The organism is Chryseobacterium sp. KLBC 52, from assembly GCF_003347605.1.
In the GTDB taxonomy this organism is placed as follows: Bacteria; Bacteroidota; Bacteroidia; order Flavobacteriales; family Weeksellaceae; genus Chryseobacterium.
This window is the reverse complement of record NZ_QDFZ01000003.1, coordinates 252,514-275,818: the sequence shown is the minus strand read 5'-3', so window position 1 is coordinate 275,818 and position 23,305 is coordinate 252,514. Positions and strand designations below refer to the sequence as shown.

Sequence of the window (23,305 nt, the reverse complement as noted above, 5' to 3'; positions counted from 1 at the left end):
ATGTTGTGCTCTAAAATACTGTTTACATGAAATTTATCAATTTCCCGACTGAAATTTTTAATACGAATTGTACTAACTTTGAACTATGAAAAAGCTTGAATCAAGAGAAGATATTGAACACCTTGTCAATTCATTTTACAACAAAGTTGTTAAAGATGAAACCATTGGGTTCTTTTTTAATGATGTTGCAAAAGTAGATTGGGATAAACATCTTCCTACCATGTATTCTTTCTGGGAATCTATTCTTTTTGGGCAGATGACCTATAAAGGAAACCCGATGGGTGCACATTTTCCTATTAATGAGATACAGGCTATGGAACAGAAACACTTTGACAGATGGCTGTTGCTTTGGCGCACTACTATTGAAGAAAACTTCGTAGGAGAAAATGCCGACATGGCGATCTATAAATCCGAGAATATAGCCAAACTTATGGCTTTCAAAATGGAGCTGGCGAGAAGGTTGTAGTGATGTGAGATTCAGGGTACGGAATATGGAATATCGAGGTTAAATTCCTGGATATATTTTACAGATAAAACAGATTTATAATTTTGTACTTTTTCTTTTTAAGGAACAATTACTGTAAAGATATAGGCTGCCAGATTCACCAGCAGAACCGTTCCGTAAAGAACGTTTGTCTTACCCCTGCTTAATGAAAGCATTACGATAAATACAGATAAAGAAAGCAGAATAATGTCTTTTTTATCCAGTCCTAATACAAGTGGGATATCATACATAATACATACCGCTGAAACTGCAGGAATTGTCAGTCCGATACTTGCCAGTGCAGAACCCAATGCCAGATTTAAGCTGGACTGGATTTGATTGGCTCTTGCCGCACGGATCGCTGCAACACCCTCAGGAAGAAGAACCACGGCAGCAATAATCACTCCCACCAGGGATTTCGGAGCTCCAAGGCTTTGTACCATTCCTTCTATTGTATCAGATAATCCTTTGGCCATAAGTACAACAATTACAAGACAAATCACCAGAAAGACAAAGCTGATAAGCGTTTTTGGCAATGAAGGAATATAATGTTCTTCAGGATGCTCATCAGGAACAATAAAATAACTTCTGTGGCGCACAGTCTGCACCATCAGGAAAACTCCATAAATGGCAAGACAGGCTATGGATATAAAAATAAGCTGTGCTTCGTTATAGAAAGGTCCGTTGACGCTTGAAGTAAAATTGGGAAGAACAAGGGTAAGAATCAAAATAGAAACAATACTTACCAGATAAGTAGTTGCAGAGGTTCTTGCAAAGAACTGTTCGTGATATTTAACGCCGCCTACCAAAATACATATTCCTAAAATTCCGTTGAGAATAAGCATTACAGCAGCAAAAACCGTATCTCTGGCCAGCGTGATCGCCTGATCTCCGCCGGCAACCATCAGCGAGATGATAAGTGCCACTTCAATAATGGTGATACAAAGTGCCAGGATGATCGTTCCGAAAGGCTCCCCTACTTTATGAGCTACTACTTCAGCATGATGTACTGCTGATAAAACACTTCCGATTAATAAAACACCGGCAAGAATATCATAAAGAACACCACTTCCCATCAATCCGGAAAAGTAGTATCCTACCGCCAGAATAGGAAAAATATAGGTATAATGTAAAAGTTCTTTTAGTCTCATATCGTGACTACAAAATACAAAAAATCTATAATAATTTCAATATCAAAAGAAAATATTAATAATATTTTAATGAGGCCAGAAGTTAAAGTCCTGATAATCTGTAAACATATGAAACAGCAGCCCGATTCCTATAATCCTGATATTTCCTTTAAAGAACAACAGCAAAAAATACACCGCAATGGCATAATAAGAATGTAAAAAGTGAAAACCTATACTTTCTCTTGATGGATCAAAAACAGGATTGGCAAAAAGATGGTCCAGATCTACCAGCATGGTAGCGAGAAGAATAAAGTATGCTTTTTTCCAATTTTTACGATAAAAAACCAATGCAATAAAGATTGGAAAAACGAAATGCAAAAAATAATGAGTAAAGGTTTTGAGCAATGCGATGTCTGATGGAGCCATTAATGAAAATTTTATTCGGGTTCTATGCTTACCACCGTAAAATTAAGGGTAATTCTCCTTTCTTCGCTTTTATTTTTATCCAATAGTTCTGTCCCTTGTTCCCATACAACACGTAATCGATGTCAGAAACAATCTTTTTCTCAGTATTATTCAATGTTTTCAACGAAGAATACAGCAGAGCATTATTCCTGATCAGCATATAATTTTCTTTGAGTTGAGGAGATAATGGTAATGGTTTTCGGGTTGATTTTATGATAATCCCTTTGTGATTCCTGCTGATTTCATTGGGTTGAAAAGGAATAGCTGTGAATTGATTTTCGCTATTGATCCACTTTTTAGACTTGAAGTATTCCCAGGTCTTTTCGGGATCATTGCTTGTAATATCAATGGTATAATTCGGTTGGGTAATTTTCTGGAAGGTCTTCTTTTCAACTTCATTGAAGTTATCATCATATTCATAACTGATAATGGTATCATTGACCTGCTCAATATTTGCAGTGGCTTTTAAAGAAGTTGCCTGCGATGAATCTGCAATATTCTTATTAAGGAAACGGGTAAAGTTTCTGATGTTCTCCTTATCCAGTTCCAGCTCCAGAAATTGATTTCCTTTCTTAAGTTTTGAAGCAATTGTAGTAAAAGACAGAAGATCTGAGTTATTCTTAATCTCAATTTCATCATCATTTAAGTCGATAGAAAAGTTCTGAATTTTCTCTCCCGAAATGAATGAAATACTTCCCAACGTATTTTGAATAAAACGGTCTGCCTCCCAAACATGGCGTACAGAATTCTGAATAATCTTTTTTTGAAGGGTTTCAAAAGCAAGGTCAGAAGTTCCCGCAATGCAGTGATTTCCCTCTATCATAAAGAAAAAATGTTCCTTCTGAAAACGGTTATTTCCTTTAGCGACAAAATTTTGTTTCTTTAAATAGGTAATGAATTTTTGCGAATCTTTAAGCTCTAAAACACTGTACCATTCTGAGAATCTAGTGTCTTTAATATGGAATATCTGTAGAAAATCCGGAATTCTGATTCCTGCATCTTTCAATGAACCAGAGGTTTTACTCTTCGCTTTGCTTCCGGACCATTTTGAAGGATGAGTTGCTAAACTGAAGAGGTATTGTCCCGTTAATTTCTTCGTATCGATTAAAACGACTGCATCTGCGTTATCAGGAATATACTGAAGGCTTTTATCTTTGTGAAAAGCTACAAAATATACTGCAACTGCAAGCAATAAAAATAACGGGACAATAATCTTCTTTTTCTTCATCTATAAAATTTGAGGCTTCTTTTCTGTTTCCTTAGCTTTAAAAACCTGATCGAATATATCAAAGAAATACATTAAGCTGTTTTCCGAAGAATCTTTGATGTTATAATTCATCTCAGTCTGTATGCTTTCTCCTTTTACTTCCGTTTTATAATACAGCTCACCCACATTTTTTTTGATGGCCTCTAATGTTTTTCTCTCTTTCGGACTTTTGAATTCTTTGTCTAATCCTGTTAGAAGCTTCTGGATATCCAATCTGCCGGACAATGGATATTTAGCGGAGTCTTTTGCCCATTTTCTGGAAACATCAGATTGGTTTACCGGTAAATTATTATCTGCAGCACTCATCAGGTACACCACTCCATCTTTCACAGTAAAAAACAACTGATCAACATAGCCGCCGTTTTTTTCTTCCTTAAATGTGTACACATTTCCTTTTTTAGAGAATCTTTCAGAAAACTTTTTATTGGTGGTCAGCATATCAAAAATACGATTCCAATAGCCTTCATTCTCTGTCGCAAAAGCAAAAGTAAAGTTAGGAACAGCAATTTCTTTGGTTTTCTTTACTTCTTTTTCATTGAAATCAGCATCGTATTCATAATCGGTATATTCTACGGTTTTGGACTTCAATTCATTCAAAACAAAGATTCCGTTTCCAGGTGCAATTTTGGCAATCGCTTCTTCATCCAGTACAATTTTCATGGTTTCCATAATCAGCTCCATTTCCTTTTTGTACTCATTTTCCCCGGAATTCTGAAGAAGGCTGTACATCATATCAAAACATTTTGCTCCATTCACATTCATGGCATAGTAACCAACACTTTTCTCATTGATAAGTTCCAGCAGTTTTTTGTTTTTCTTCCCTTTATAAATGGCAGAAATATTCTTTTGAATGTCAGCATTTCTGTGCTGGTAATTATTAACCAGTCTTACTTTATCTTTATCAAAATACAGATTGTATGCATAGTTGGAATTGTACATGTTTTTGAAAAACTGTCCATAACCGTAATACTTTGTCATTTTTCCGTAGATTCCTTCGTTTACGATTCTTCCATAGTCTGTGTATACAAAAACATCAGAATTGGCATCTCTGAATAACAGCATTTCTTTTGGGACTTCAATTTCTAAATTTGAACTGAAATATTGGTCAAAACGTTCTTCTGCATTCTTTTTAACAACCATAAAGTTTTCTCTGCGGATAGAATCCTGCTCTTTCTGGAAAGCCTTTTCTTCTTCCTCATCATAAGCATCTTCAGGCATTTCTTCTCCGTTTTCAGAATTTTCAGCACTTTCTTTTTCTGCAGGATATTTATGATGTTTCTCCAGGTATTTGATATCTTTCTGGATTCTTGCAATCTCGTTGTTGTTATCTTTTATACTTTCTTTCAGATACTTGATATCATCCTTCAGATTTTTGATTTCTTCTTTATAATCAAACGGTTTTTCCGGTTCTTCGGTATACACTGTATCTCCCGGCTCTGCGTAAGCGGAGTCAACCACTGCAACAGCAGTACTGTCTGCAACTGCTTCCTCTGCCCAAAGATCCTTATAAGGTTTTGTATAGCTGATCATGCTCAGAACAGCACGACTCCCGTTCCACGCCACAAAAACATCATCATTGATATCTACATAAGAATAGTTCTTTCTGCTGGAAACTTCCTGTCCTTTCTTCTTTACAGAGTTAATGAACTCCTGAAACTTGTCCTTATTATCAATGATAAAATGGGTATTATAGGCTTTAATGGAGTCATTAAAACTTGCATAGTGATATTGAACAGCATCGTATTTGATTCCTGTTTTGGAGTAATCTGTCCATGAAAGATTTTCTTTGCTCTTTTTGCTGAGCTCATGCAGTAAAGGATTCAGTTTATTCCAGTTGATTTTATTGTTAAGCTGCTTTCCGTTGACTTCCATATAAAATACGGCATCGGAAGGAATTTTCATGCTTTTTTGGGCTAATATCAATGTAAAGCCAAAGAGAACGAAAATAGTGGTTTGCGTTTTTAAAAAGATAGATTTCATGACTATAGTTTAGAAATTTATTGAAAAAGAATGGTGTTTTGTATTTGTTTTTTCTGAAGGATTACATCCAGGATATCTGCTTCCAGTTTAAGAGCCTTTTTGTTGGGAGAAAGCACATAAGTAGCATTAGTTTGTGATTTCACCGGATTTTCAAACTGCATGATGGAAGTATATTTTGCATCAGTAAAAATCTCTTTGTCGGCCTTACTCATCTTATCATAGTCAGCCTTGAAAGTATTGACTTTATTCCTTGCCAATGTCTTTTTTTCAAGATTCTGACTGTAAACCTGAGTCGGAACCATTTTACCCAATATTTTCTGGGCTTTCAGTTTTTCCAGACCAGCATTGATGTTTTCAATCTTTTTGAAATTACAGCTCAGCTTGATGATATAATTATCAAAATCCATAGAGGTTTTCACATTACTGATTCCGGGAGTTCCTTTAAAAATTCTGGCAGCCTCATTGATTTTATTTTCAATTTCCGCCTTTTTAGGAACTTTTTTTCCGTTGATGGTTTCCATTTTAGAAATTGAAGCAAGTCGTGTTTTGCTCTTGCTGGCGTTAAGAATAATGGTATACTCTCCTGTTCCGTCAGCTTTTATATTCACTTTATCAAGAATATCAAAACAGCTTGTCAGGAACAGCAAAGGGATACATAGAAGAAATAATCTGAGAAAATTTTTCATGATTAGGTTTAAAAGCACAAAATTACTCAATTCTGGCCTTACATCCTTATAATCTTTGATATTTTGGGCATAAATAGCTGTTTCCCGGTACTTTTTCAGGGGAAAATATGGTACTCTTTCCGTATATTATTTTTTAAACTCGCCCTTTAAGATAATCCTGGCGAAGATCTTCATCCAGTTTTTCAATAGCATACCGAAGGCAGGTTCTGGGCATTTCTTTGTAATACTGATTCAGATAGCTGATCAGCTCACCTTCATTTTTATTTCCCATTTCCCTTAGCAGCCATCCGTTTGCTTTGTGCATCAGGTCATGTGGATGTTTCAGATTTCTGGTAACAAATTCTTTGGTCAGATCAAATGACCCTTTTTTTATATAATGCATGGTCCCCACTACAGCGACCCTCTTATGCCACATTTCCTCAGATTTCGAAAGCTCTATAAGAAGATTTTCTTTCTGATTTTCAAAAGCATATCTGCCTAAAATTTTATAACAGGTAGAATCTACCAGATCCCAGTTGTTCACATAAGGAAGATGATCCAGATAAAAAGCGACCACTTCTTCTTTTACTGCTTTATCTTTTGTTTTCTCAAACTTTGAAATCAGCATAAAAAGAGCTGTCAGCCTGTGCTCATGATATTTTGAAGAAAGTAATGTACTGAGTTCTTCTAAGTTTATTTTTGAGTAATATTCTTTGGCCACAGAGCGCTGATCCGGAACTTTTACGCCCAGAAACAAGTCGCCTTCGCCATATTCACCTTTTCCTGTTTTGAAAAATCTTGGGAAAAATTCCGCCTTTTCAGGAATGGATAAAACTGCGAGGGCTTCCTGTATTTCTTTAACAATGCTCATATGACAATTTAAGTGTTTTCTTCTACAGCAATATTTTCCTGCTCCTCCTCTTCTTTGGCAATCTTATTAGGATTCGCCACCTTAGCAATGGTAAGCCCCTGAACAATGATGGAGAATACGACAACGCAATAGGTAATACTTAAAATAATTTCACTGTATTCACTTTTAGGAATAGACATCGCCAGGGCAATGGAAACTCCACCTCGGATTCCTCCCCAAACTAAAACTTTTACCGTCTGCGGACTGAAACTTCTTCTCAGGGAAGTAAATTTTGTAGGTCCCCAGATCGAAATAAATCTTGCAAACAAAACGACCACAATGGCAACTACGCCCGGAATCATGAAATGTCTGAGATCTTTAATCATCAAAAGTTCAAATCCGATGAACAGGAATAGTACCGCGTTCAGGATTTCATCAATCAATTCCCAGAATTTGATCAGATAGTCCTGAGTAACTGATTTCATTTTGAAGCTTCTGTTGAAATTTCCCATAAACAATCCTGCTGCAACCATCGTCAATGGTCCTGAAATATGCATTTGACGGGCAATCAAATACCCTCCCATGACAACAGAAAGTGTTACTAATACGGAAATAATATAATCATCCACTTCACGCATCAATCTTGAAGTAACCCATCCTAACAGAACTCCGAGTAAAAGACCTCCTCCGGCTTCTTTAAGCAAAAGCAATCCGATTGTTTCGACACTCAGATCCACTTCTTTTCCGATCGCCAGCTGTAAAATCACCGTAAAGACCACAACTGCCATACCGTCGTTGAAAAGAGACTCTCCAGCTACTTTTGTTTCCAGTGATTTGGATACATTGGCCTGTTTCAGTACACTCAGAACCGCTACCGGATCGGTAGGAGAAATCAAGGCACCAAAAACAAGACAATAGATAAAAGGAAGTTTAACCCCTACATACGGAAGCAGATAAAACATTCCGAATCCTACGACAAAAGTAGAAATCACAACACCTACTGTGGAAAATATCACTACAGGTCTGAACTGTTCTTTCAGGTCATTAATATTAATATGAATTCCTCCTGCGAAGAGCAGAAAATTTAGCATGGCTCCCATCAAAACTTCTGTAAAGTCGATACCATTCATAAGATTGTGAAGGTGTCCGAAAGTTCTAGGAAGAACCGTCTCTCCAAACAGTACCAGAAAAATTGATACGACAATGGCGATCACCATAATTCCGATGGTACTTGGAAGTTTTAAAAACCTATAGTTAAGATAGGCAAATATTGATGCTAATACGATTAATGCTGAAAATGAATAATATAATTCCACTAAGTGTTTTTATTTTAAGATTAATTGGTGAGTTCCAAATAGAGTATTTTAATATAAATCTGTTTCCCATCCTTTTCCCAGATGTCAAACATGGCATCTTTAGAAGCTTTTGAACTTCTGGTGTAATCCTGCCCTATATTCAGAATATTGAGAAGAATATACTCATCTCCTACCGAATTGACGATATAAGCTGTTTTCTCGGATTTTCCGTCTCCCGAATTTCTTATTCCATCAGTAAGAGTACGGAACTGGTTAAGGTGATGGATAAAATTATTACCATCTTTTACAGAATCATAAGCTCTGAGAAGAATCAGCAGCACATCCAGGTTAGTAGGATCTTTAGCATATAAAGCTTTTCCCTGCTTGATACAGTCTGCAAAATTGTTTTGTTTAAAGGCTTCTACGAGACTTTTAAAGCTTTCATCGGACGTACTTATTTTATCATTCCGAAAATTTCTTCCATAGTAAAGATATTGAGATTCTATACTGTCCAGAGACTTGGGATATCCTTTAAATTTGAAAATAAGCTTCTCATAATTGTACGGAGAATCGGAAGTTCTGAGACTTTTCTCAATAGCTTTTAAGTCAATTTTTGATTTCTGGCTGAATCCAAAAACCGAAAACAGGATGAATAAAAGGAAAAAATGGTACTTCATTAACTGTTGCTTTCTTCTTCGTCGTTATCGAAATATTCGAAAAGGAAATCGTTGTATGGAAATCTCGAAATATGAATCTTCATGACCTCATCATAGATCATTTTCTTCATTTCCGGGAAGTTTTCTTTCGTTAATGCAGAGATGAAAACTGTTGGATACTTGGATTTTGCCATCCATGTCTTTTTCCATTCTTCCAGAGAAACATTTTTACGGGTAGAAGGGGTAAGATCATCCTCATCCTTTTTCTCATAGCTGAAGTCATCAATTTTGTTGAAAACCATAATCATTGGTTTCTGATGCGCGTTGATTTCCATCAGGATATGATTTACAGATTCTATGTGATCTTCAAAGCTTTCATGAGAAATATCCACCACATGGATCAAAAGATCAGCTTCACGAACCTCATCCAATGTAGATTTAAAAGATTCTACCAGCTGAGTAGGAAGTTTTCTGATAAATCCTACGGTGTCTGTCAACAGAAACGGTAAATTTCCAATGACCACTTTTCTTACCGTGGTATCCAGTGTAGCGAATAATTTATTTTCAGCAAAAACTTCAGATTTTGAAATGGAATTCATCAGGGTAGATTTCCCTACGTTGGTATATCCTACCAAAGCAGCCCGAACCACTTTCCCACGGTTGTTACGCTGGGTAGCCATCTGCTTGTCTATCGTCTTCAGTTTCTCTTTCAGCAATGTGATTCTGTCACGGATAATACGACGGTCAGTTTCAATCTCCGTTTCTCCGGGACCTCTCATTCCGATTCCCCCTTTCTGACGCTCAAGGTGGGTCCACATTCTTGTCAGTCGTGGTAAAAGATATTGATATTGTGCCAGTTCCACCTGAGTTCTTGCATATGATGTCTGTGCTCTTTGGGCAAAAATATCGAGAATAAGATTGGTACGGTCCAGGATCTTAACTTCCATATCTCTTTCCAGGTTTTTAAGCTGCGAAGGAGAGAGTTCATCATCGAAAATTACGGTTCCGATCTCGTTTTCTTTTACATATTCTTTTATTTCAATAGCTTTTCCGCTTCCGATAAAGGTTTTGGAATCAGGCTGTGTTAGTTTTTGGGTAAAACGTTTTTCAACGGTTGCTCCTGCTGTGAAAGCTAAAAACTCCAGTTCATCCAAATACTCCGTCAGTTTTTCTTCATCCTGATTTTGGGTAATAACACCCACCAGGACAGCTTTCTCATAGTTATGTTCTTTCTTTTCTAACATTAAGTTCTGTCTATGTTTATGATTTTTACAAGTTAATATTTTTCGGAAAAAAAACAAAATCAATTTTTATTTAATAACATATTTTAATATAAATTTAAGTTTACCAGTGAATTATATTCAAAAAATCAATAACTTTATATAATAAATTTCTGATTTTTAAATATTTAAATCAAAAAAACTAATCTCCGGACTATCATGATTACCCATATCAGATGTATGATTATTGATGATGATGAACTGGACAGGCTGGTTCTTCAGCATTATATCAGGCAATATCAAAACATTGAAGTTGTTGCCACCTTCGACTCTGCTGAAAAGGCAGTTCCCTATCTTGACGTTCCTGCTGATCTCCTGATTACCGAAACAAATTTAAAGGGCATGAGTGGTCATGAATTCCGCAAACTAGCCCATAAGATACCGGCGTGTATTTTCGTAAGCTCACATCCGGAGCTGGCTGCCGAAGCATTTGAGGTTAATACTCTGGATTTTATTACCAAGCCACTTACCGCAGAGCGTTTTCATTATTCTATGGAAAAACTTTTTGATTTTTTGAAAGTAAAGGAAAAATGTGAATGCTATGATGCTATGGTGGGAGAAAACTGTATCAAAATAAAAGAAAGTGGACATGTTTTTCAGATTAAAATAAAAGATATTCTTTATCTGGAAGCCCTGAAAGACTATACCAGAATTATCACTCTCGAAAAAAACCACTGTATTTTAAATTCCCTGGGAAATCTTCTGCAAAAAAATTTTTTTGAGTCTTTTGTGAGAATACACAGAAGCTATGCCGTCCCACGACATCTTATCCGGGGGAAGAGCTGTCATGAAATAGAGCTTGCGCATCAGATCAAACTCCCTATCGGCCGAACCTACAAGGATAATCTTTCTTTTTTTAATCCCTAAAAACAAATCATAATCATTCGCAAAATGCCATTGGTCGATTATTTCTGCCGTTGGTCTATTTTCCTGTCATTGGATTGAGATAGGTGGTAATTTAGTCTTCCCAAATTCCCCAAGAAAACACATCTATTAATCACCAAAACTGTTATCCATGGAAAGAATATCTATCTACTGTATTATTCTGTCTGTCTTCACCATCCCCCTACTGCACGCTCAATCTGCAGTTTTAGCAGCGGGATCGGATGCATCAGCAGTTAATGGTTTTGTTTCGTACAGTGTAGGTCAGACCACCTATCTGGAAAAAGGAACAGGACAAGTTCTGGAAGGCCTTCAGCAGCCCTACGAAATCATCACCCTTGCTACTCTCGAAACCTCCTCTGAACAGAACGGCATTTTGCTCTACCCTAATCCTTTCAGGGATTATTTGTATTTGGATTTTACATCAAATAATTTCAAAGGATCCGAATATCAGCTATTCGATGCCCAGGGCAAACTGGTTAAAAAAGATAAGATTTCACAATCAAAATCTGAGCTCAATTTCTCCTCACTTCCATCTGCGATGTACATCATCAGGATTACCCAAAATGGAGAAAATATCAAAACCTTTAAAATCATAAAAAAATAAAACGCCATGAAAAAAATATTATCACTGTTCTGGATTCTGACAGGTTTCTTTATGGGACTTTCTCAGGCTCCGGAAAAAATGAGCTACCAGGCTGTCATGAGAAACAGTTCAGGGCAACTCTTAGCCAACCAGGGGGTTGCCGTGAAAGTAAGCATATTACAGGGATCTCCTGCCGGAGCTACCGTTTATTCTGAAAGACTCACCGGAAATACCAATGCGAACGGACTTGTTAGTCTCGAAATAGGAACCGGAACAATCATTACCGGCACATTTGCCACAATCGACTGGTCTTCCGCAAGCTATTATCTAAAAACAGAAACAGATCCGGCAGGTGGAACTAACTATACCATAGCAGGAACAAGCCAGCTACTAAGTGTACCCTATGCTTTGTATGCTAAATCTGCCGGAGGCGGTGGAGGAAGCTTTATGATTCCCTATACCAATACAGTAAATAATGCATCCTCTTTATTTTCGTTAACCAATGATGGTGACGGATCTTCTCTGGAAGGTAATAACAACACTACTACTTCAAATATTGCAGCCGTAAGAGGGGTGGTTACCAACACAGCACCAGGAGGATTTTCTTCAGCAGTCCGCGGGATCAATAATGGTACCGGAGGATTAGGCGTTGGAGTATATGGAAGCCAGGCTGGTAGTGGATGGGGAGTATATGGTACAACACCAAATGGTTTAGGGGTATATGGTAATGCCAGTGCTAATGGAACCGGGGTTTATGCCAACAGTAACACAGGAACAGGTCTTACCGCTACCAGTAATAACGGAATTCCCGCCAGTATTTCAATCTTTAATAATGCAAATAATAATGTTGCTCTCAGTGCTTCCAGTGTAGGAAATGGTACCGTTGTAAATGTTACCACTTCGGGAAACGGAGCCGGGGTCAGAAGTTCTACAGGAGCCGGATTCGGGCTGCATGGGATAACTTCTGCACAAACTTCCGCCGGTGTTGTAGGTGATAACAACGGTGGTGGTGAAGCAATAGTGGGTAGAACAACCAGTGATATTGCCGGGGCAGTTGTAGGCCGTAATGATGGAGGCGGATATGGAGTAAGAGGATTTGTGGCTACCAATACATCGGGAACTGGTATAGGTGTTTACGGTCAGGTAGGTTTAAATAACAGTACAGGACGTGCAGGAAGATTTGAAAATTTCAACAATACAAATACTGATGCTAACACTTTTGAAGTGGCATCTAACGGAAATGGAAACATCCCTGATAATACCAAAGGCAACGCTGCTTCTTTTGTACTCAATAATACCAATAGTGTAGGAGCTGCCGTAAGAGGGGAAGTCAATACTATTTTTGGAAATTTTGGTGCTGCCGCTATTTTTGGTGTTTCATCCGGAACCGGAGGACGAGCCGGGCTATTCTACGCTTCCAATCCTGCCGGAAACGGAGCATCACTGATCGCTCTGACAGATGGTAACGGAAACGCAATTACCGCCAATGCAGGAAAAGATGGAAATGGAGTTGAAACCAATATTGATGGTGCCGGTAATGCTCTCTATGCGTGGGTTCCTTCTTTTGCTACCGGGCGAGCCGGGCGATTTAATATTTTCAATGATGCCAATACCAGTGATGTTATCACTGTAACTACTGTTGGAAACGGTATTGCAGGGAATTTCAAGGTAGATAAGGTTACCGGAACTTCGGCTGCGGTAAGAGGAGAAGTCAATTCACAGTTTGCCAACTTCGGCACAGCAGGAATTTATGGAGTATCTTCCGGAACCGGAGGATTTGCCGGATTATTTCATGCAAGCAATCCTGCCGGAAATGGCCCCGCATTGATTGCCATCGCAGACGGTAACGGTAATGGTATTACCGCTAATGCATCCAATACAGGAGATGGTGTAGAAACCACTGCAGACGGAACAGGAAATGCCATTTTTGCCTGGGTTCCTAATTTCGGTAATGGCCGGGCTGCAAGATTTGTTAATTTTAATACGGCCAATACCAACCCGCCTCTTACAGTAGAAACCCATAGCAACGGTTCTATTGCGGTGTTTAAATCCGGTAATCCGGGTACCGTGAATGTGGCCAGAATCAATTCTGCCGGACAAGGATTTTTTAACGGCGGTACTCAAAACAGTGGCGCTGACGTTGCAGAAGCGTTTGATGTAAACGGAAGTATTTCTCAGTATGAACCTGGTGATATTCTTGTCATCTCAACCAGTGCAGACAGAACCGTTGAAAAATCTTCAACCCCCTATTCCAGTCTTGTAGCAGGAGTTTATGCTACCAAACCTGGTGTACTGCTTACGGAAGAACACATTGATACTGATATTTCTGATAAGGCTCCAATGGGAGTGATTGGTGTCATTCCAACCAAAGTATGTCTTGAAAACGGAAAAATAAAAAGAGGCGATCTTCTGGTAACTTCGTCTACAGCAGGTGTTGCCATGAAAGCAGATATTAACAAAGTGAAAATAGGACAGGTAATCGGAAAAGCGCTTCAGGATTACGACCAGAAAGAGATTGGAAAAATTCAAGTATTAGTCAATATAAAATAAACCGTCATGAAAATAGCATACATTATCCCGTTATTATTTTTAAGCACTATGATCTATGCTCAGGAAAATAAAAAAGCAGCTCCAGTAGAGGAAGATCAAACACTGGTTGTAAAACAGGCACAGGAACAGCAGGCTAAACTCATGCAGGAAGCTAAAGAAAGTACTGAAAAGACCACTGTAAATACCGGACTACCTTCTGATCACGGTCTTGCCGTTAAAAAACAGGAATCCAAGTCTAAAGCAGCAGACAATTCAGGAAAGCTTCTCCCTAATACAGCTAGTCTTGAAGACCTAAAAAAAACAATTCCCAACAGACAGGCAAATCATACTACTATAAATTCTAGGAACACAAAAATGAATGTTACCGGGCTGCCTAACACAGCAACTCTGGAAGAAATAAAAAAAACAATTCCCAAAAACTAATGACTCTCAAAGGCTAATAACCTCAAAAAGCTGATAACCAAACTAGATTTTTCAAACAAAGAAGTCCGCTGCAAGGCGGACTTTTGTATGGTAAGGGAAGTCATTAATCCCAATCAGCCGCTACAAATTTCATTGAATTTCCATGTTCATCGGATAAGGTAAGAAAATGTCCTTCAATAGAATAAGCCGTCATGGTCTCAATTTTTCTCTGAAAAGAGGTTTCGAGATTCATATCCTGACAGGCTTTCATGGTACTTGCTCCTTTAGAAATGCTTACTTTTCCGCCTTTTTTAAATTCCGAAACAAAAGACATCCGGTTACATCCCATATACACGCTCGCCTGAATTTTGCCCTTTACCTTTTGGGCTGTCAGATTCATTTCCGCCTTATGGGCTATTAATTGATCTTTTGAAAAGCCGTCAAAAGAAACAAGCATCCATTGCCTTTGAAGAAAGGGATCTTTAGCCGGAACTGAAGAACAATTTAAAACAAGTCCTAAAAGTAAAACTGTAAAAAGTGGTAATAGTATCTTTTTCATGCGGATTATCATCCCATTTTCATACCATTCCGGGACAGAATCTCGTAAAAATTAGTAAATTAGCGACACAAAAATTATTTTATAAAATGAAAAGACTATTTCTACTATTCACTTTCTTATTGGGCTTTGCCCAGATGAGGGCGGATGAGGGGATGTGGCTGCTAATGCTCATCAAAAGACTTAACGGTGTTGATATGCAAAAAGAAGGTCTGCATCTTACGCCTGAAGAAATTTATTCTGTGAACAATTCAAGCTTAAAAGATGCTATCGTAAGTTTCGGTGGTTTCTGTACAGGGGAAATTGTTTCGGATAAAGGACTTATATTCACCAACCACCACTGTGGTTACGGTGCTGTTGCTGCGGCTTCTACACCAGAAAAAGATTATTTGAAGAACGGTTTCTGGGCAATGAAGCAGAAAGACGAGTTCAATGCAAAGGATCTTTATGTAAGATTTTTAGTAAGAATGGATGATGCTACGCAAAGAATCAATTCTAAGCTAAACAATAATATGACCGGAGCAGAAAGAAAAGCTGTGATTGATGCTGAAACTAAAGCAATCCAGACTGAAAACTCTGAAAACGGAAAATATACGGTAGTAGTAAAAGATTTCTTCAACGGAAATGAATTCTACTATTTCGTTTACCAGGATTATAAAGATATCAGATTAGTAGGTGCTCCACCTTCATCATTAGGAAAGTTCGGAGGAGATACAGATAACTGGGAGTGGCCGAGACATACTGCAGACTTCACTGTTTTCAGAGTGTACGCTGATGCTGCAGGAAATCCTGCTGAATATTCTCCAAGCAATACTCCTTTGAAGCCTAAGCATTTCCTTCCGGTTTCTCTTAAAGGAATTAAGCCTGGTGATTTCTCAATGATCTTGGGATACCCTGGAAGAACAAACCGTTACCTGACTTCTTACGGAATTCAGCAGATGGTAACTAAAGATTACCCGGCATGGGTTGAAGCTTCTAAAATGGCCATGGACGTTATGAAAAAGTACATGGACAAAGATAAAGCAACTCAACTTAACTATGCTTCTCAATATGCTTCTGTAGCCAACTACTGGAAAAACAGACAGGGTACTATCGATGCAGTAGAGAAAAACGGAACTATTTCTGACAAACAAAAGATTGAGGAAACTTATAATAAGTGGGCTGCAATGCCTGGAAACGACCAATACAATGGTGTTTTAGAAGATATCGGTATATACTACAAGCAGGTTTCTGACAGAAATGTTGAAAAAAACTATGCTGCTCAGTTTACAAGAAATGCAAAATATATTACCCTTGCTGCTCAGGTAGGATCTGCTCTTAAAGCGTATGCTGCTCAGGATATGCAGGGAAGATTAGCAATGAAAGCTAAAACAGAAGCTGCTATCAAAGCTGCTTATGAAAACTTCAATCCAGCTTTGGAAGGAGAAATGCTTGCTGCTATGACCAGCCTTTACCAGGCAAGAGTTAAAAACCCGGAAGTTGCTTCTGCTACTATTTTAGGGCTGGATGCTAAAACGGTTTCTAATTTGGCGTATTCTTCAATCTTCGCCAATAAGACTTCTGCAACGAACTTCTTATTGAACCCCGATGCATTGAAACTTGATGCTGATCCGCTTTGGAAAGCCGCTAACGGTATTGTTGCTGATCAAAAGATAAGCACAGACAGATTTGTAAAAATAGATGACAACTTTGCAAAAAACAACCGTCTGTTCCTGGCTGGTTTGATGAAGGCTATGCCTGAGAAGAAATTCTACCCGGATGCTAACTCTACAATGAGATTAACTTACGGTACTGTAGATAAATTACCTATCAGAAATGACAGAAATTATTTCGGAATTACGGATAACTATTATACAGATATGACTGGTCTTGTTGGAAAATACAAGAAAGGTGATGAAGAATTTGATCTTCCTCAAAGATTGATTGATCTTTACAATCTGAAGGATTTCGGTCAGTATGCTGATGCTGCAGGTTATATGCCTGTAAACTTCCTTTCTAACAACGATATTACTGGTGGTAACTCCGGTTCTCCGGTAATTGACGGAGATGGTAACCTTATTGGTATTGCTTTCGATGGAAACAGTGAAGCATTAAGCGGAGATATCGTATTCGAGCCTGAATGGCAGAAAACCATCAATGTAGACGTTCGTTTCGTTCTTTGGACAATCGATAAGTTTGCTGGGGCAAGAAGAATAGTTGATGAATTGAAGCTTGTAAGAGACGCAAACACTCCTGCTGATACAAAAACTAAAAACTCAGGTACTACAACAATGCCTAAGAAAGTTAAAAAATAAGTATCTCATTTGATCTATTTTTGAAACCGTGAAAGTAAATTTCACGGTTTTTTTATTTTTGATTATTAAAACATTTCATTATGAAACTTAAACCTATTGAATTCACAGCCATTATTCAGCAAAACGGAGCAATGAATGCTGCGTTTGTAGAATTTCCTTTTTCTACAGAGGAGCTGTTTCATAAAAAAGGACAGGTAAAGATAAAAGCCCTGTTTGATGATAAGATAGAATATCGTGGAAGCCTTACCAAAATGAAATCCGACTGTCATATTTTAGGACTGACACAGGAGATCAGAAAGAAACTGGGTAAAACGTTCGGAGATGAGGTTTCCGTATCTCTTATTGAAGATAAGGAGGAAAGAGTGGTTGAAATTGCAGATGACATCGACATTGTTTTTAAGGAAAATCCTGAAGCAAAAGCTTTATTTGATGCAATGAGCTACACCCACAGGAAGGAATACATCCGCTGGATAGAAGAAGCCAGGAAACCGGAAACAAGAGAAAACAGAAAAATAAAAATGGTTCAGATGATTCTGGATGGGAAAAAGGGGATATAATTGGCTTAATTTTTATACTCAGAAACTATACATTTAAAAAAAACTGAATTAAGAAAATATTTTTTGTCAGGATCTCAAAAAGTAGCCGACTATAGTTACAGATATAATTTATAACTATAAAAAATTTACTTTTATGAACAAGTTTATTTTCAGAACATCAGTTTTAGCAGCAGCTACTCTAGCTGCATTTACTCTTTCTTCATGCCGTGATTCGAATGACGACATGATGATGAATTCCTCTTTTCAAAGAACCATTACTTTTGAAAATGTGGTGACTCCTAAAGATTTTGTAGAAAGCGGAAGTTTTCAGGGGGTGGGAACGCCTCCCGTTATTTTACCCGGTCAATCTGTTTCTATTACATTCAGTGCAGGAAAAGCACAGGCTTTAATGTTTGCTACCATGTACGGCGCTTCAAAAGACTGGTTTTTTGCTTCACAACAACCAGGTATCAAACTGTTTGACTCCAATGGAAATGCTATTACCGGAGATGTTTCTTCAAGTGTCCGATTGTGGGATAACGGAAGCAAAGATGATATCACAGGACAAGCTGAAAGCAAGCCTATTATGCAGGTTCCTAATGTCAATGCATCACAGCTTATGAAGCTTAATCTGGCTTACAATGATGTAACTTCACAGTTCACTCTTACTATTACCAATACATCCGGCGGAACGGCCAACGAAACTCCTTTTTCTCCCGGAGTATGGGCGGTTTCCAACTACAATGGTTCTCAACTGCTGAACAGCGCGCCGTTTTTTACGCCTAATGCTTTATCGAATCCTGAGATCACAGATATTGCTCAAATGGGAAACATCAGTAAAATGATGACTAAACTGAATGCCAATACAGGAATTATGACGGGGCTTTCTCCTGCTTTAGTGGTGGTTTACCGTGGTGATAAAAATCCAATTTATGAATTAGGCAAATTAGATAGTGGAATGGGACTGAAAGATATTGCACAGTTTGGAAATGCAGCCAGGCTTCAAAACAGTTTAAAATCTTTACCTAATGTAAAAGGAGTATATGTTGCAGGAAATGCTCCTGTAGCTCCGGGAAGTAAGGTAACTACCAACTTCAATGCTGAGCCAGGTGATAAAATTGCCTATGCAACCATGTTTGGTTTTTCCAATGACTGGTTCTATGCCAATGAACAAAGCATTGATGCTAATACTAAAGGAGACCTCAGCTTAAAAACCTCATTATTTGATTCCGGGACGGGTATTGACCAATATCCGGGGGCGGGAAATCATCAGGCATTGTTTGGCGGAACTCCACAAAGTGAAAATAAGATTATTTCCAAAGTAGGAACCCAATATCCTGTTCCTGCAGTACAGAATGTGATTAAAGTAACCGTTAATTAATCTTCACATAAAAAAAGAGGTTGTCTCAAAAGTGTCATTCTGAACACAGACTGAAAGTCTGCGAACGAAGTTCATCAATGTAGTGAAGAATCTCATTATCACGATTATCAATGAGATTCTTCCTTCGTCAGAAATCGAAGATTCGACGTAGTCAATGACAAAAACCAAATTATTTGACTTTTGAGGCAGCCTTTTTTTACTTGTAATATAATATTTCTTTCAGAGTTGTAGTGCTCCTTCCAGATGCTGTTCTCCTCCTCCATTGGTAACAGTTATAAAGCCTTCATAATGGTTTACCTTTACTCCCAGATCATTATTTACTTCTTTAAAATATCCTGCCTTTTCTCTGTTATAGATTGTATCTCCCTGCCATAGAAACTTTGCAGACTGTCCTGTTTTATTTTGAAACGTAAAAGCCGTCAAAGAGTTTACAAATTCACTGGATTTAAGATCTAGCACAGCACTTTCATTAGCCGCAAAATCTTTAGACAATACAATAATGGTATTCATTTATTTTTCTTTGGTTTCATTTAATTAAAAATGGGATAAGTCTTTCTCATTACCCTGATACAAATATCTTTCTCAGCCACGACAAAACTTGACGCATTTGTTTAACAAAAAATTAAAAGCCCAGGCAGGATATGTCCGGGCTTTTTCAATTATCAAATTCTATTCAACCGGAATTCCAAGATATTGTAAATAGGAATCCAGCATTTTCTTATCAAACACCGGTTCCTCAATGCCAGAACCCTCCAGGTACTGAATGACATTGGAGCAATCCCATACATAAGTATTCTGGTAAAGCTCTACGGTAGATAAGCCTTCATGCATATTATCTCTGAAAAGACTCGTCAATGGATACAAACGGTTTTTGCTGTCATCTTCCCACTGTTTTCTCCATTCTTTATAAGGAAGGTCTTTGAGTGTGAAAGGATAATATTTTTTCATGAGTCCAAAGAAGTCTTCCAAAGTAAGATTGTTTTCCGGACGGGCAATCAGGTTGAATTTTTTACCTATTGCCTCTTTATTTTTCGTGATATGAGCCATGGCTTTCGTCATATAATCTACAGTGATAAGACCTTCTCTAAGCTCGGTAAGCGCAGGATAAGATTTGAATTCTATACAATTTTTCACCAATCCGGACCACCACTGGTAAGAAGCACTTGCCCCTGTTTCACTGTGGCACATGGCATATCCAAGGCGGTAAGTAATCAGTGGAAGCCCTTCTTTTGCAGCTAAATCGGCAACCGCTTCCATCACCCATTTACTTCTTACATATCCAATATCTTTACTTACAGACATCAGGTTCTGTTCAATATCATCAGATTCAAGCATTACCGTTTTTCCTGTAAACAGATGCCCCCAGCTGTATACGGAAATGGTTGACAGCAAGGCGAGGCATTTTGTTCGTTCAGCTCCTGCCAGTTTTATGACTTCCCTTAATCCTTCTACATTGGGAGCTTTCATATAGGAATAGGGCTCAATAAAGTTCACTGAGCTTCCGGAGTGATAAATCAAGTCGGTTTGTTTTGCAAGTTTTGTAAATGTTTCTTCTGACAATCCTAAGGACGGCAGAGCCAGGTCTCCGATGACAGGAATAATTCTTGATCTCTGTTCTGCATGACGAGGAATATGGTATTGCTTAAAACATCTGTCAATTTTTTCCATTGCATAAAATTCATCCTGAGCTCTTACAAGGCAGTAAATATCAGCATTGGTAGTATCCAGAAGCTCCTGCAACAGGTGAATTCCTACAAACCCCGTAGCTCCCGTTAAAAATATAGTAGCTGGATTTCCCACCTGCTGAGGATCAAAACCTCCTGCAAAAACAGTTCCCGGAGCAAGATAAACATCTTTTTGAAGCTCTACATATGGTTCTACATCTTCTGCAGGGATTGCTTCTCTTGCCTCTCTGGATCTGTTTATAAGAACTTCCGAAAGCTGCTGCAATGTGGGATACTGATAGATATCCCGCAGATAAACTTTTACATCCAGCTTTCTTTGCAAAGCAACCGCCACCGTTGCAACCAACAGAGAGTTTCCTCCAATATCAAAAAAATTATCCGTGATATTGATAACAGGGCGTTCCAATGCAGACGACCAGACATCTGCAATAATTCTTTCGGTCTCGTTGGTGGGTGGCTCAAAAGAAATCAATTCTTTTGCTTCTTTATCAGCCAGATCCTTTAATAGCCGGGTATCTGTTTTTCCATTTGCTGTTAACGGAATTTTATCTATAAAAATAATTTGTGCAGGAATCATATAGCCCGGAAGTTCTTCTTTCAATGCATTTCGGACTGATGAAATATCTGCCACTGCTCCAGGATCTAATACAACAAAAGCAATCAGGTATTTGGTGCTTCCTTCCGTTTCTTTCCCAAGAATGAGAGCTTCTTTAATACCATTCTGCTGAACCAATGAACGTTCTATCTCTCCCAATTCCACTCTGAAGCCACGAATTTTCACCTGATTATCAATCCTTCCCAGGAATTCAATATCACCATCCGGATTCCATTTGGCAAGATCTCCTGTGCAGTAGATTTTCTCTGCTTCATTAAATGGGTTGGTGATGAATTTAGCATCTGTAAGTTCTTTGTTATTAAGATATCCTTTTGCTAAAAGATTTCCTCCAATACAGAGTTCTCCCACAGCTCCTACGGGCAGCAATTCCTTATTTTCTCCCAGAATATAGGCTTTCGCATTGGCAATGGGTCTGCCAATAGATGAAACATATTTCCCGTTACTATCTTTCACTTTTTTATAGGTAGCGTAAACTGTACATTCTGTGGGGCCATAATAATCTACCAGCTCGTAGCTTAATTCTGAAGTAAGCACTGGTTTCAACTTTTCACCTGCGGTAAAGAGATATTTCAGTTTCAGATTATGATAATTACGGGAGTCATTAACTACAGACGGAGCTAATACAGTAGGCACAAAACCATGTGTAATCTGATTTCTTCTATAATAATCAAGCAAAGCAAGTGCATCTGTTCTGTCTTCATTATCAGCAATAAAAATGGCAGCTCCGGAAGTGAGGGCAGACCATATTTCCCATACAGAGATATCAAATGCCAGCCCTGCCACAAGAGTCAGTTTTGCGCTATGATCTACATGAAAATGATGATTATGCCATGTTACCAGATGTTGTATAGCCTGATGGTCCACCATCACCCCTTTGGGTTTACCCGTGGAGCCGGAAGTATAAATGGTGTATGCCAGAGCGTTCTTATCAATAGTAATCCCCGGATATTCTGATGATAAATAATCAAGATTTTCCTTATTGCTCAGATCAAATACCTTTCTCTTTTCAGTTTCTGACAAAAGTGCTTCAAGAGTTTGATTGGTAATCATAAGATCAGCAGAGGTATCGGAAAGAATATATTCTACTCTTTTTACAGGATAAGCAGGATCTATCGGAACATAGGCTGCACCTGTTTTGATAACTCCGAGTATTGCAATGATCCATTCCAAAGAACGGTCCAGCCAGATGGGAACATATTTTCCTTCTTTGATACCACGGCTTAATAATAGGTTGGCCAGCTGATTGCTTCTCTGGTCCAGCTCTTCGTAAGTAATCTCCTGGTCCTGATAAACCGCAGCAGTCTTATCAGGATGAAGGATTGCCTGCTTCCGGAAAAGAGATTCCAGGGTTTCTTCATGATGATAGTCCCAACCGGTTGTATTGAATTGGTTTAAAAGTTTTTCTCTGTCTTCGGATGACAGTAATACAGCTGAACCTAATGACAAAGGTTCTAATGAGGGAATGGTGTTTGACATAATAATTTGATTTGGTTTGGTTTAAAAATTTGCAAGTGGGATTTCAACTGGAGAAACAATTAAAAAGTAAAGACATGATGGATAACCACCGTTTAATTACTAAATGTGTTTCTTTATTAATTTCTCAAAACTGAATGCATACAGGGTATGCACCGACCTTTCTATCTGTGGGACGGTATTCTGCATTCAAACGTTATGAATTTATTCGAAAATGAAGGAAGACATCTTTCGTCTATCCTTTATAAGTGAGGTACACTTCCTACGCAGTA

20 protein-coding genes are annotated in these 23,305 nt (G+C 38.2%); 8 read left to right on the top strand and 12 right to left on the bottom strand.

The genetic code is table 11. From position 1 onward, the window contains the following. Positions 1-85: 85 nt before the first annotated feature. Positions 86-466 (top strand): group III truncated hemoglobin, encoded by a 381-nt coding sequence (locus DDF69_RS04570; RefSeq protein ID WP_114819730.1) that lies wholly within the window; start codon positions 86-88, stop codon positions 464-466. Between the two features lie 98 nt (positions 467-564). Here DDF69_RS04570 and DDF69_RS04565 read toward each other — a convergent pair whose 3' ends face one another. From DDF69_RS04565 to hflX, 9 genes are all read right to left on the bottom strand, one after another. Then, a complete protein-coding gene (locus tag DDF69_RS04565) occupies positions 565-1,635 on the bottom strand; it encodes a calcium:proton antiporter (protein WP_114819729.1) in 1,071 nt (356 codons plus the stop codon). Between the two features lie 66 nt (positions 1,636-1,701). Continuing rightward, positions 1,702-2,040, bottom strand: coding sequence for a DUF6122 family protein (locus tag DDF69_RS04560; RefSeq protein WP_114819728.1), 339 nt, complete (start codon positions 2,038-2,040; stop codon positions 1,702-1,704). 28 nt (positions 2,041-2,068) lie between these two features. Beyond that, on the bottom strand, positions 2,069-3,307 hold the full coding sequence (locus tag DDF69_RS04555; protein WP_114819727.1) for a hypothetical protein: 1,239 nt from the start codon (positions 3,305-3,307) through the stop codon (positions 2,069-2,071). After that, entirely contained in the window at positions 3,308-5,326 is a 2,019-nt protein-coding gene (locus tag DDF69_RS04550) for a hypothetical protein (protein WP_114819726.1), read from the bottom strand. A 17-nt stretch (positions 5,327-5,343) separates the two neighbouring features. After that, the gene (locus DDF69_RS04545) at positions 5,344-6,012 is read right to left on the bottom strand and encodes a hypothetical protein (RefSeq protein WP_114819725.1); all 669 of its coding nucleotides are present in this window, start codon (positions 6,010-6,012) and stop codon (positions 5,344-5,346) included. A 133-nt stretch (positions 6,013-6,145) separates the two neighbouring features. Further along, the gene (locus DDF69_RS04540) at positions 6,146-6,862 is read right to left on the bottom strand and encodes a DNA alkylation repair protein (protein WP_114819724.1); all 717 of its coding nucleotides are present in this window, start codon (positions 6,860-6,862) and stop codon (positions 6,146-6,148) included. Between the two features lie 8 nt (positions 6,863-6,870). Further along, a complete protein-coding gene (locus DDF69_RS04535; protein WP_114819723.1) occupies positions 6,871-8,157 on the bottom strand; it encodes a cation:proton antiporter in 1,287 nt (428 codons plus the stop codon). A gap of 20 nt (positions 8,158-8,177) precedes the next feature. Further along, positions 8,178-8,813 (bottom strand): DUF4919 domain-containing protein, encoded by a 636-nt coding sequence (locus DDF69_RS04530; RefSeq protein ID WP_114819722.1) that lies wholly within the window; start codon positions 8,811-8,813, stop codon positions 8,178-8,180. After that, complete coding sequence (hflX, locus tag DDF69_RS04525) at positions 8,813-10,036, bottom strand: GTPase HflX (RefSeq protein ID WP_114819721.1); 1,224 nt, start codon at positions 10,034-10,036, stop codon at positions 8,813-8,815. The genes DDF69_RS04530 and hflX overlap by 1 nt, the downstream gene beginning before the upstream one ends. A gap of 195 nt (positions 10,037-10,231) precedes the next feature. Here hflX and DDF69_RS04520 point away from each other — a divergent pair, with 195 nt between their 5' ends. The 4 genes from DDF69_RS04520 (at position 10,232) to DDF69_RS04505 (ending at position 14,513) form a co-directional block, all read left to right on the top strand. Continuing rightward, positions 10,232-10,939: a LytR/AlgR family response regulator transcription factor gene (locus DDF69_RS04520; protein WP_228411921.1), complete on the top strand. Its 708-nt coding sequence runs from the start codon at positions 10,232-10,234 to the stop codon at positions 10,937-10,939. A gap of 148 nt (positions 10,940-11,087) precedes the next feature. Then, the gene (locus DDF69_RS04515) at positions 11,088-11,561 is read left to right on the top strand and encodes a T9SS type A sorting domain-containing protein (RefSeq protein WP_114819720.1); all 474 of its coding nucleotides are present in this window, start codon (positions 11,088-11,090) and stop codon (positions 11,559-11,561) included. Between the two features lie 6 nt (positions 11,562-11,567). After that, positions 11,568-14,090, top strand: coding sequence for a beta strand repeat-containing protein (locus DDF69_RS04510; protein ID WP_114819719.1), 2,523 nt, complete (start codon positions 11,568-11,570; stop codon positions 14,088-14,090). Between the two features lie 6 nt (positions 14,091-14,096). Further along, a complete protein-coding gene (locus DDF69_RS04505) occupies positions 14,097-14,513 on the top strand; it encodes a hypothetical protein (RefSeq protein ID WP_114819718.1) in 417 nt (138 codons plus the stop codon). A gap of 103 nt (positions 14,514-14,616) precedes the next feature. On the opposite strand, the gene DDF69_RS04500 is transcribed toward DDF69_RS04505, so the two are convergent. Continuing rightward, on the bottom strand, positions 14,617-15,051 hold the full coding sequence (locus tag DDF69_RS04500; RefSeq protein WP_114819790.1) for an META domain-containing protein: 435 nt from the start codon (positions 15,049-15,051) through the stop codon (positions 14,617-14,619). Between the two features lie 86 nt (positions 15,052-15,137). On the opposite strand from DDF69_RS04500, the gene DDF69_RS04495 reads away from it, so the two are divergent. The 3 genes from DDF69_RS04495 to DDF69_RS04485 all read left to right on the top strand — a co-directional run bounded on the left by DDF69_RS04495 (position 15,138) and on the right by DDF69_RS04485 (position 19,259). Then, positions 15,138-17,342, top strand: coding sequence for a S46 family peptidase (locus DDF69_RS04495; protein ID WP_114819717.1), 2,205 nt, complete (start codon positions 15,138-15,140; stop codon positions 17,340-17,342). An 80-nt stretch (positions 17,343-17,422) separates the two neighbouring features. Continuing rightward, the gene (locus DDF69_RS04490; RefSeq protein ID WP_114819716.1) at positions 17,423-17,899 is read left to right on the top strand and encodes a YdeI/OmpD-associated family protein; all 477 of its coding nucleotides are present in this window, start codon (positions 17,423-17,425) and stop codon (positions 17,897-17,899) included. Between the two features lie 133 nt (positions 17,900-18,032). Next, positions 18,033-19,259 carry a spondin domain-containing protein gene (locus tag DDF69_RS04485; RefSeq protein WP_114819715.1) on the top strand — a complete coding sequence of 409 codons (1,227 nt, stop codon included), beginning with the start codon at positions 18,033-18,035 and terminating at the stop codon, positions 19,257-19,259. A gap of 219 nt (positions 19,260-19,478) precedes the next feature. On the opposite strand, the gene DDF69_RS04480 is transcribed toward DDF69_RS04485, so the two are convergent. Both DDF69_RS04480 and DDF69_RS04475 read right to left on the bottom strand, forming a co-directional pair. Next, a complete protein-coding gene (locus DDF69_RS04480; protein ID WP_114819714.1) occupies positions 19,479-19,769 on the bottom strand; it encodes a hypothetical protein in 291 nt (96 codons plus the stop codon). A gap of 159 nt (positions 19,770-19,928) precedes the next feature. Next, the gene (locus tag DDF69_RS04475) at positions 19,929-23,036 is read right to left on the bottom strand and encodes a non-ribosomal peptide synthetase (protein ID WP_114819713.1); all 3,108 of its coding nucleotides are present in this window, start codon (positions 23,034-23,036) and stop codon (positions 19,929-19,931) included. Positions 23,037-23,305: the final 269 nt, after the last annotated feature.

Coding starts and splice junctions, on each gene's coding strand:
- hflX (WP_114819721.1), bottom strand. CDS start 10,036: ATGTTAGAAAAGAAAGAACATAACTATGAGAAAGCTGTCCTGGTGGGT.
- DDF69_RS04555 (WP_114819727.1), bottom strand. CDS start 3,307: ATGAAGAAAAAGAAGATTATTGTCCCGTTATTTTTATTGCTTGCAGTT.
- DDF69_RS04480 (WP_114819714.1), bottom strand. CDS start 19,769: ATGAATACCATTATTGTATTGTCTAAAGATTTTGCGGCTAATGAAAGT.
- DDF69_RS04500 (WP_114819790.1), bottom strand. CDS start 15,051: ATGAAAAAGATACTATTACCACTTTTTACAGTTTTACTTTTAGGACTT.
- DDF69_RS04485 (WP_114819715.1), top strand. CDS start 18,033: ATGAACAAGTTTATTTTCAGAACATCAGTTTTAGCAGCAGCTACTCTA.
- DDF69_RS04510 (WP_114819719.1), top strand. CDS start 11,568: ATGAAAAAAATATTATCACTGTTCTGGATTCTGACAGGTTTCTTTATG.
- DDF69_RS04545 (WP_114819725.1), bottom strand. CDS start 6,012: ATGAAAAATTTTCTCAGATTATTTCTTCTATGTATCCCTTTGCTGTTC.
- DDF69_RS04490 (WP_114819716.1), top strand. CDS start 17,423: ATGAAACTTAAACCTATTGAATTCACAGCCATTATTCAGCAAAACGGA.
- DDF69_RS04550 (WP_114819726.1), bottom strand. CDS start 5,326: ATGAAATCTATCTTTTTAAAAACGCAAACCACTATTTTCGTTCTCTTT.
- DDF69_RS04530 (WP_114819722.1), bottom strand. CDS start 8,813: ATGAAGTACCATTTTTTCCTTTTATTCATCCTGTTTTCGGTTTTTGGA.
- DDF69_RS04515 (WP_114819720.1), top strand. CDS start 11,088: ATGGAAAGAATATCTATCTACTGTATTATTCTGTCTGTCTTCACCATC.
- DDF69_RS04565 (WP_114819729.1), bottom strand. CDS start 1,635: ATGAGACTAAAAGAACTTTTACATTATACCTATATTTTTCCTATTCTG.
- DDF69_RS04505 (WP_114819718.1), top strand. CDS start 14,097: ATGAAAATAGCATACATTATCCCGTTATTATTTTTAAGCACTATGATC.
- DDF69_RS04540 (WP_114819724.1), bottom strand. CDS start 6,862: ATGAGCATTGTTAAAGAAATACAGGAAGCCCTCGCAGTTTTATCCATT.
- DDF69_RS04570 (WP_114819730.1), top strand. CDS start 86: ATGAAAAAGCTTGAATCAAGAGAAGATATTGAACACCTTGTCAATTCA.
- DDF69_RS04475 (WP_114819713.1), bottom strand. CDS start 23,036: ATGTCAAACACCATTCCCTCATTAGAACCTTTGTCATTAGGTTCAGCT.
- DDF69_RS04520 (WP_228411921.1), top strand. CDS start 10,232: ATGATTACCCATATCAGATGTATGATTATTGATGATGATGAACTGGAC.
- DDF69_RS04495 (WP_114819717.1), top strand. CDS start 15,138: ATGAAAAGACTATTTCTACTATTCACTTTCTTATTGGGCTTTGCCCAG.
- DDF69_RS04560 (WP_114819728.1), bottom strand. CDS start 2,040: ATGGCTCCATCAGACATCGCATTGCTCAAAACCTTTACTCATTATTTT.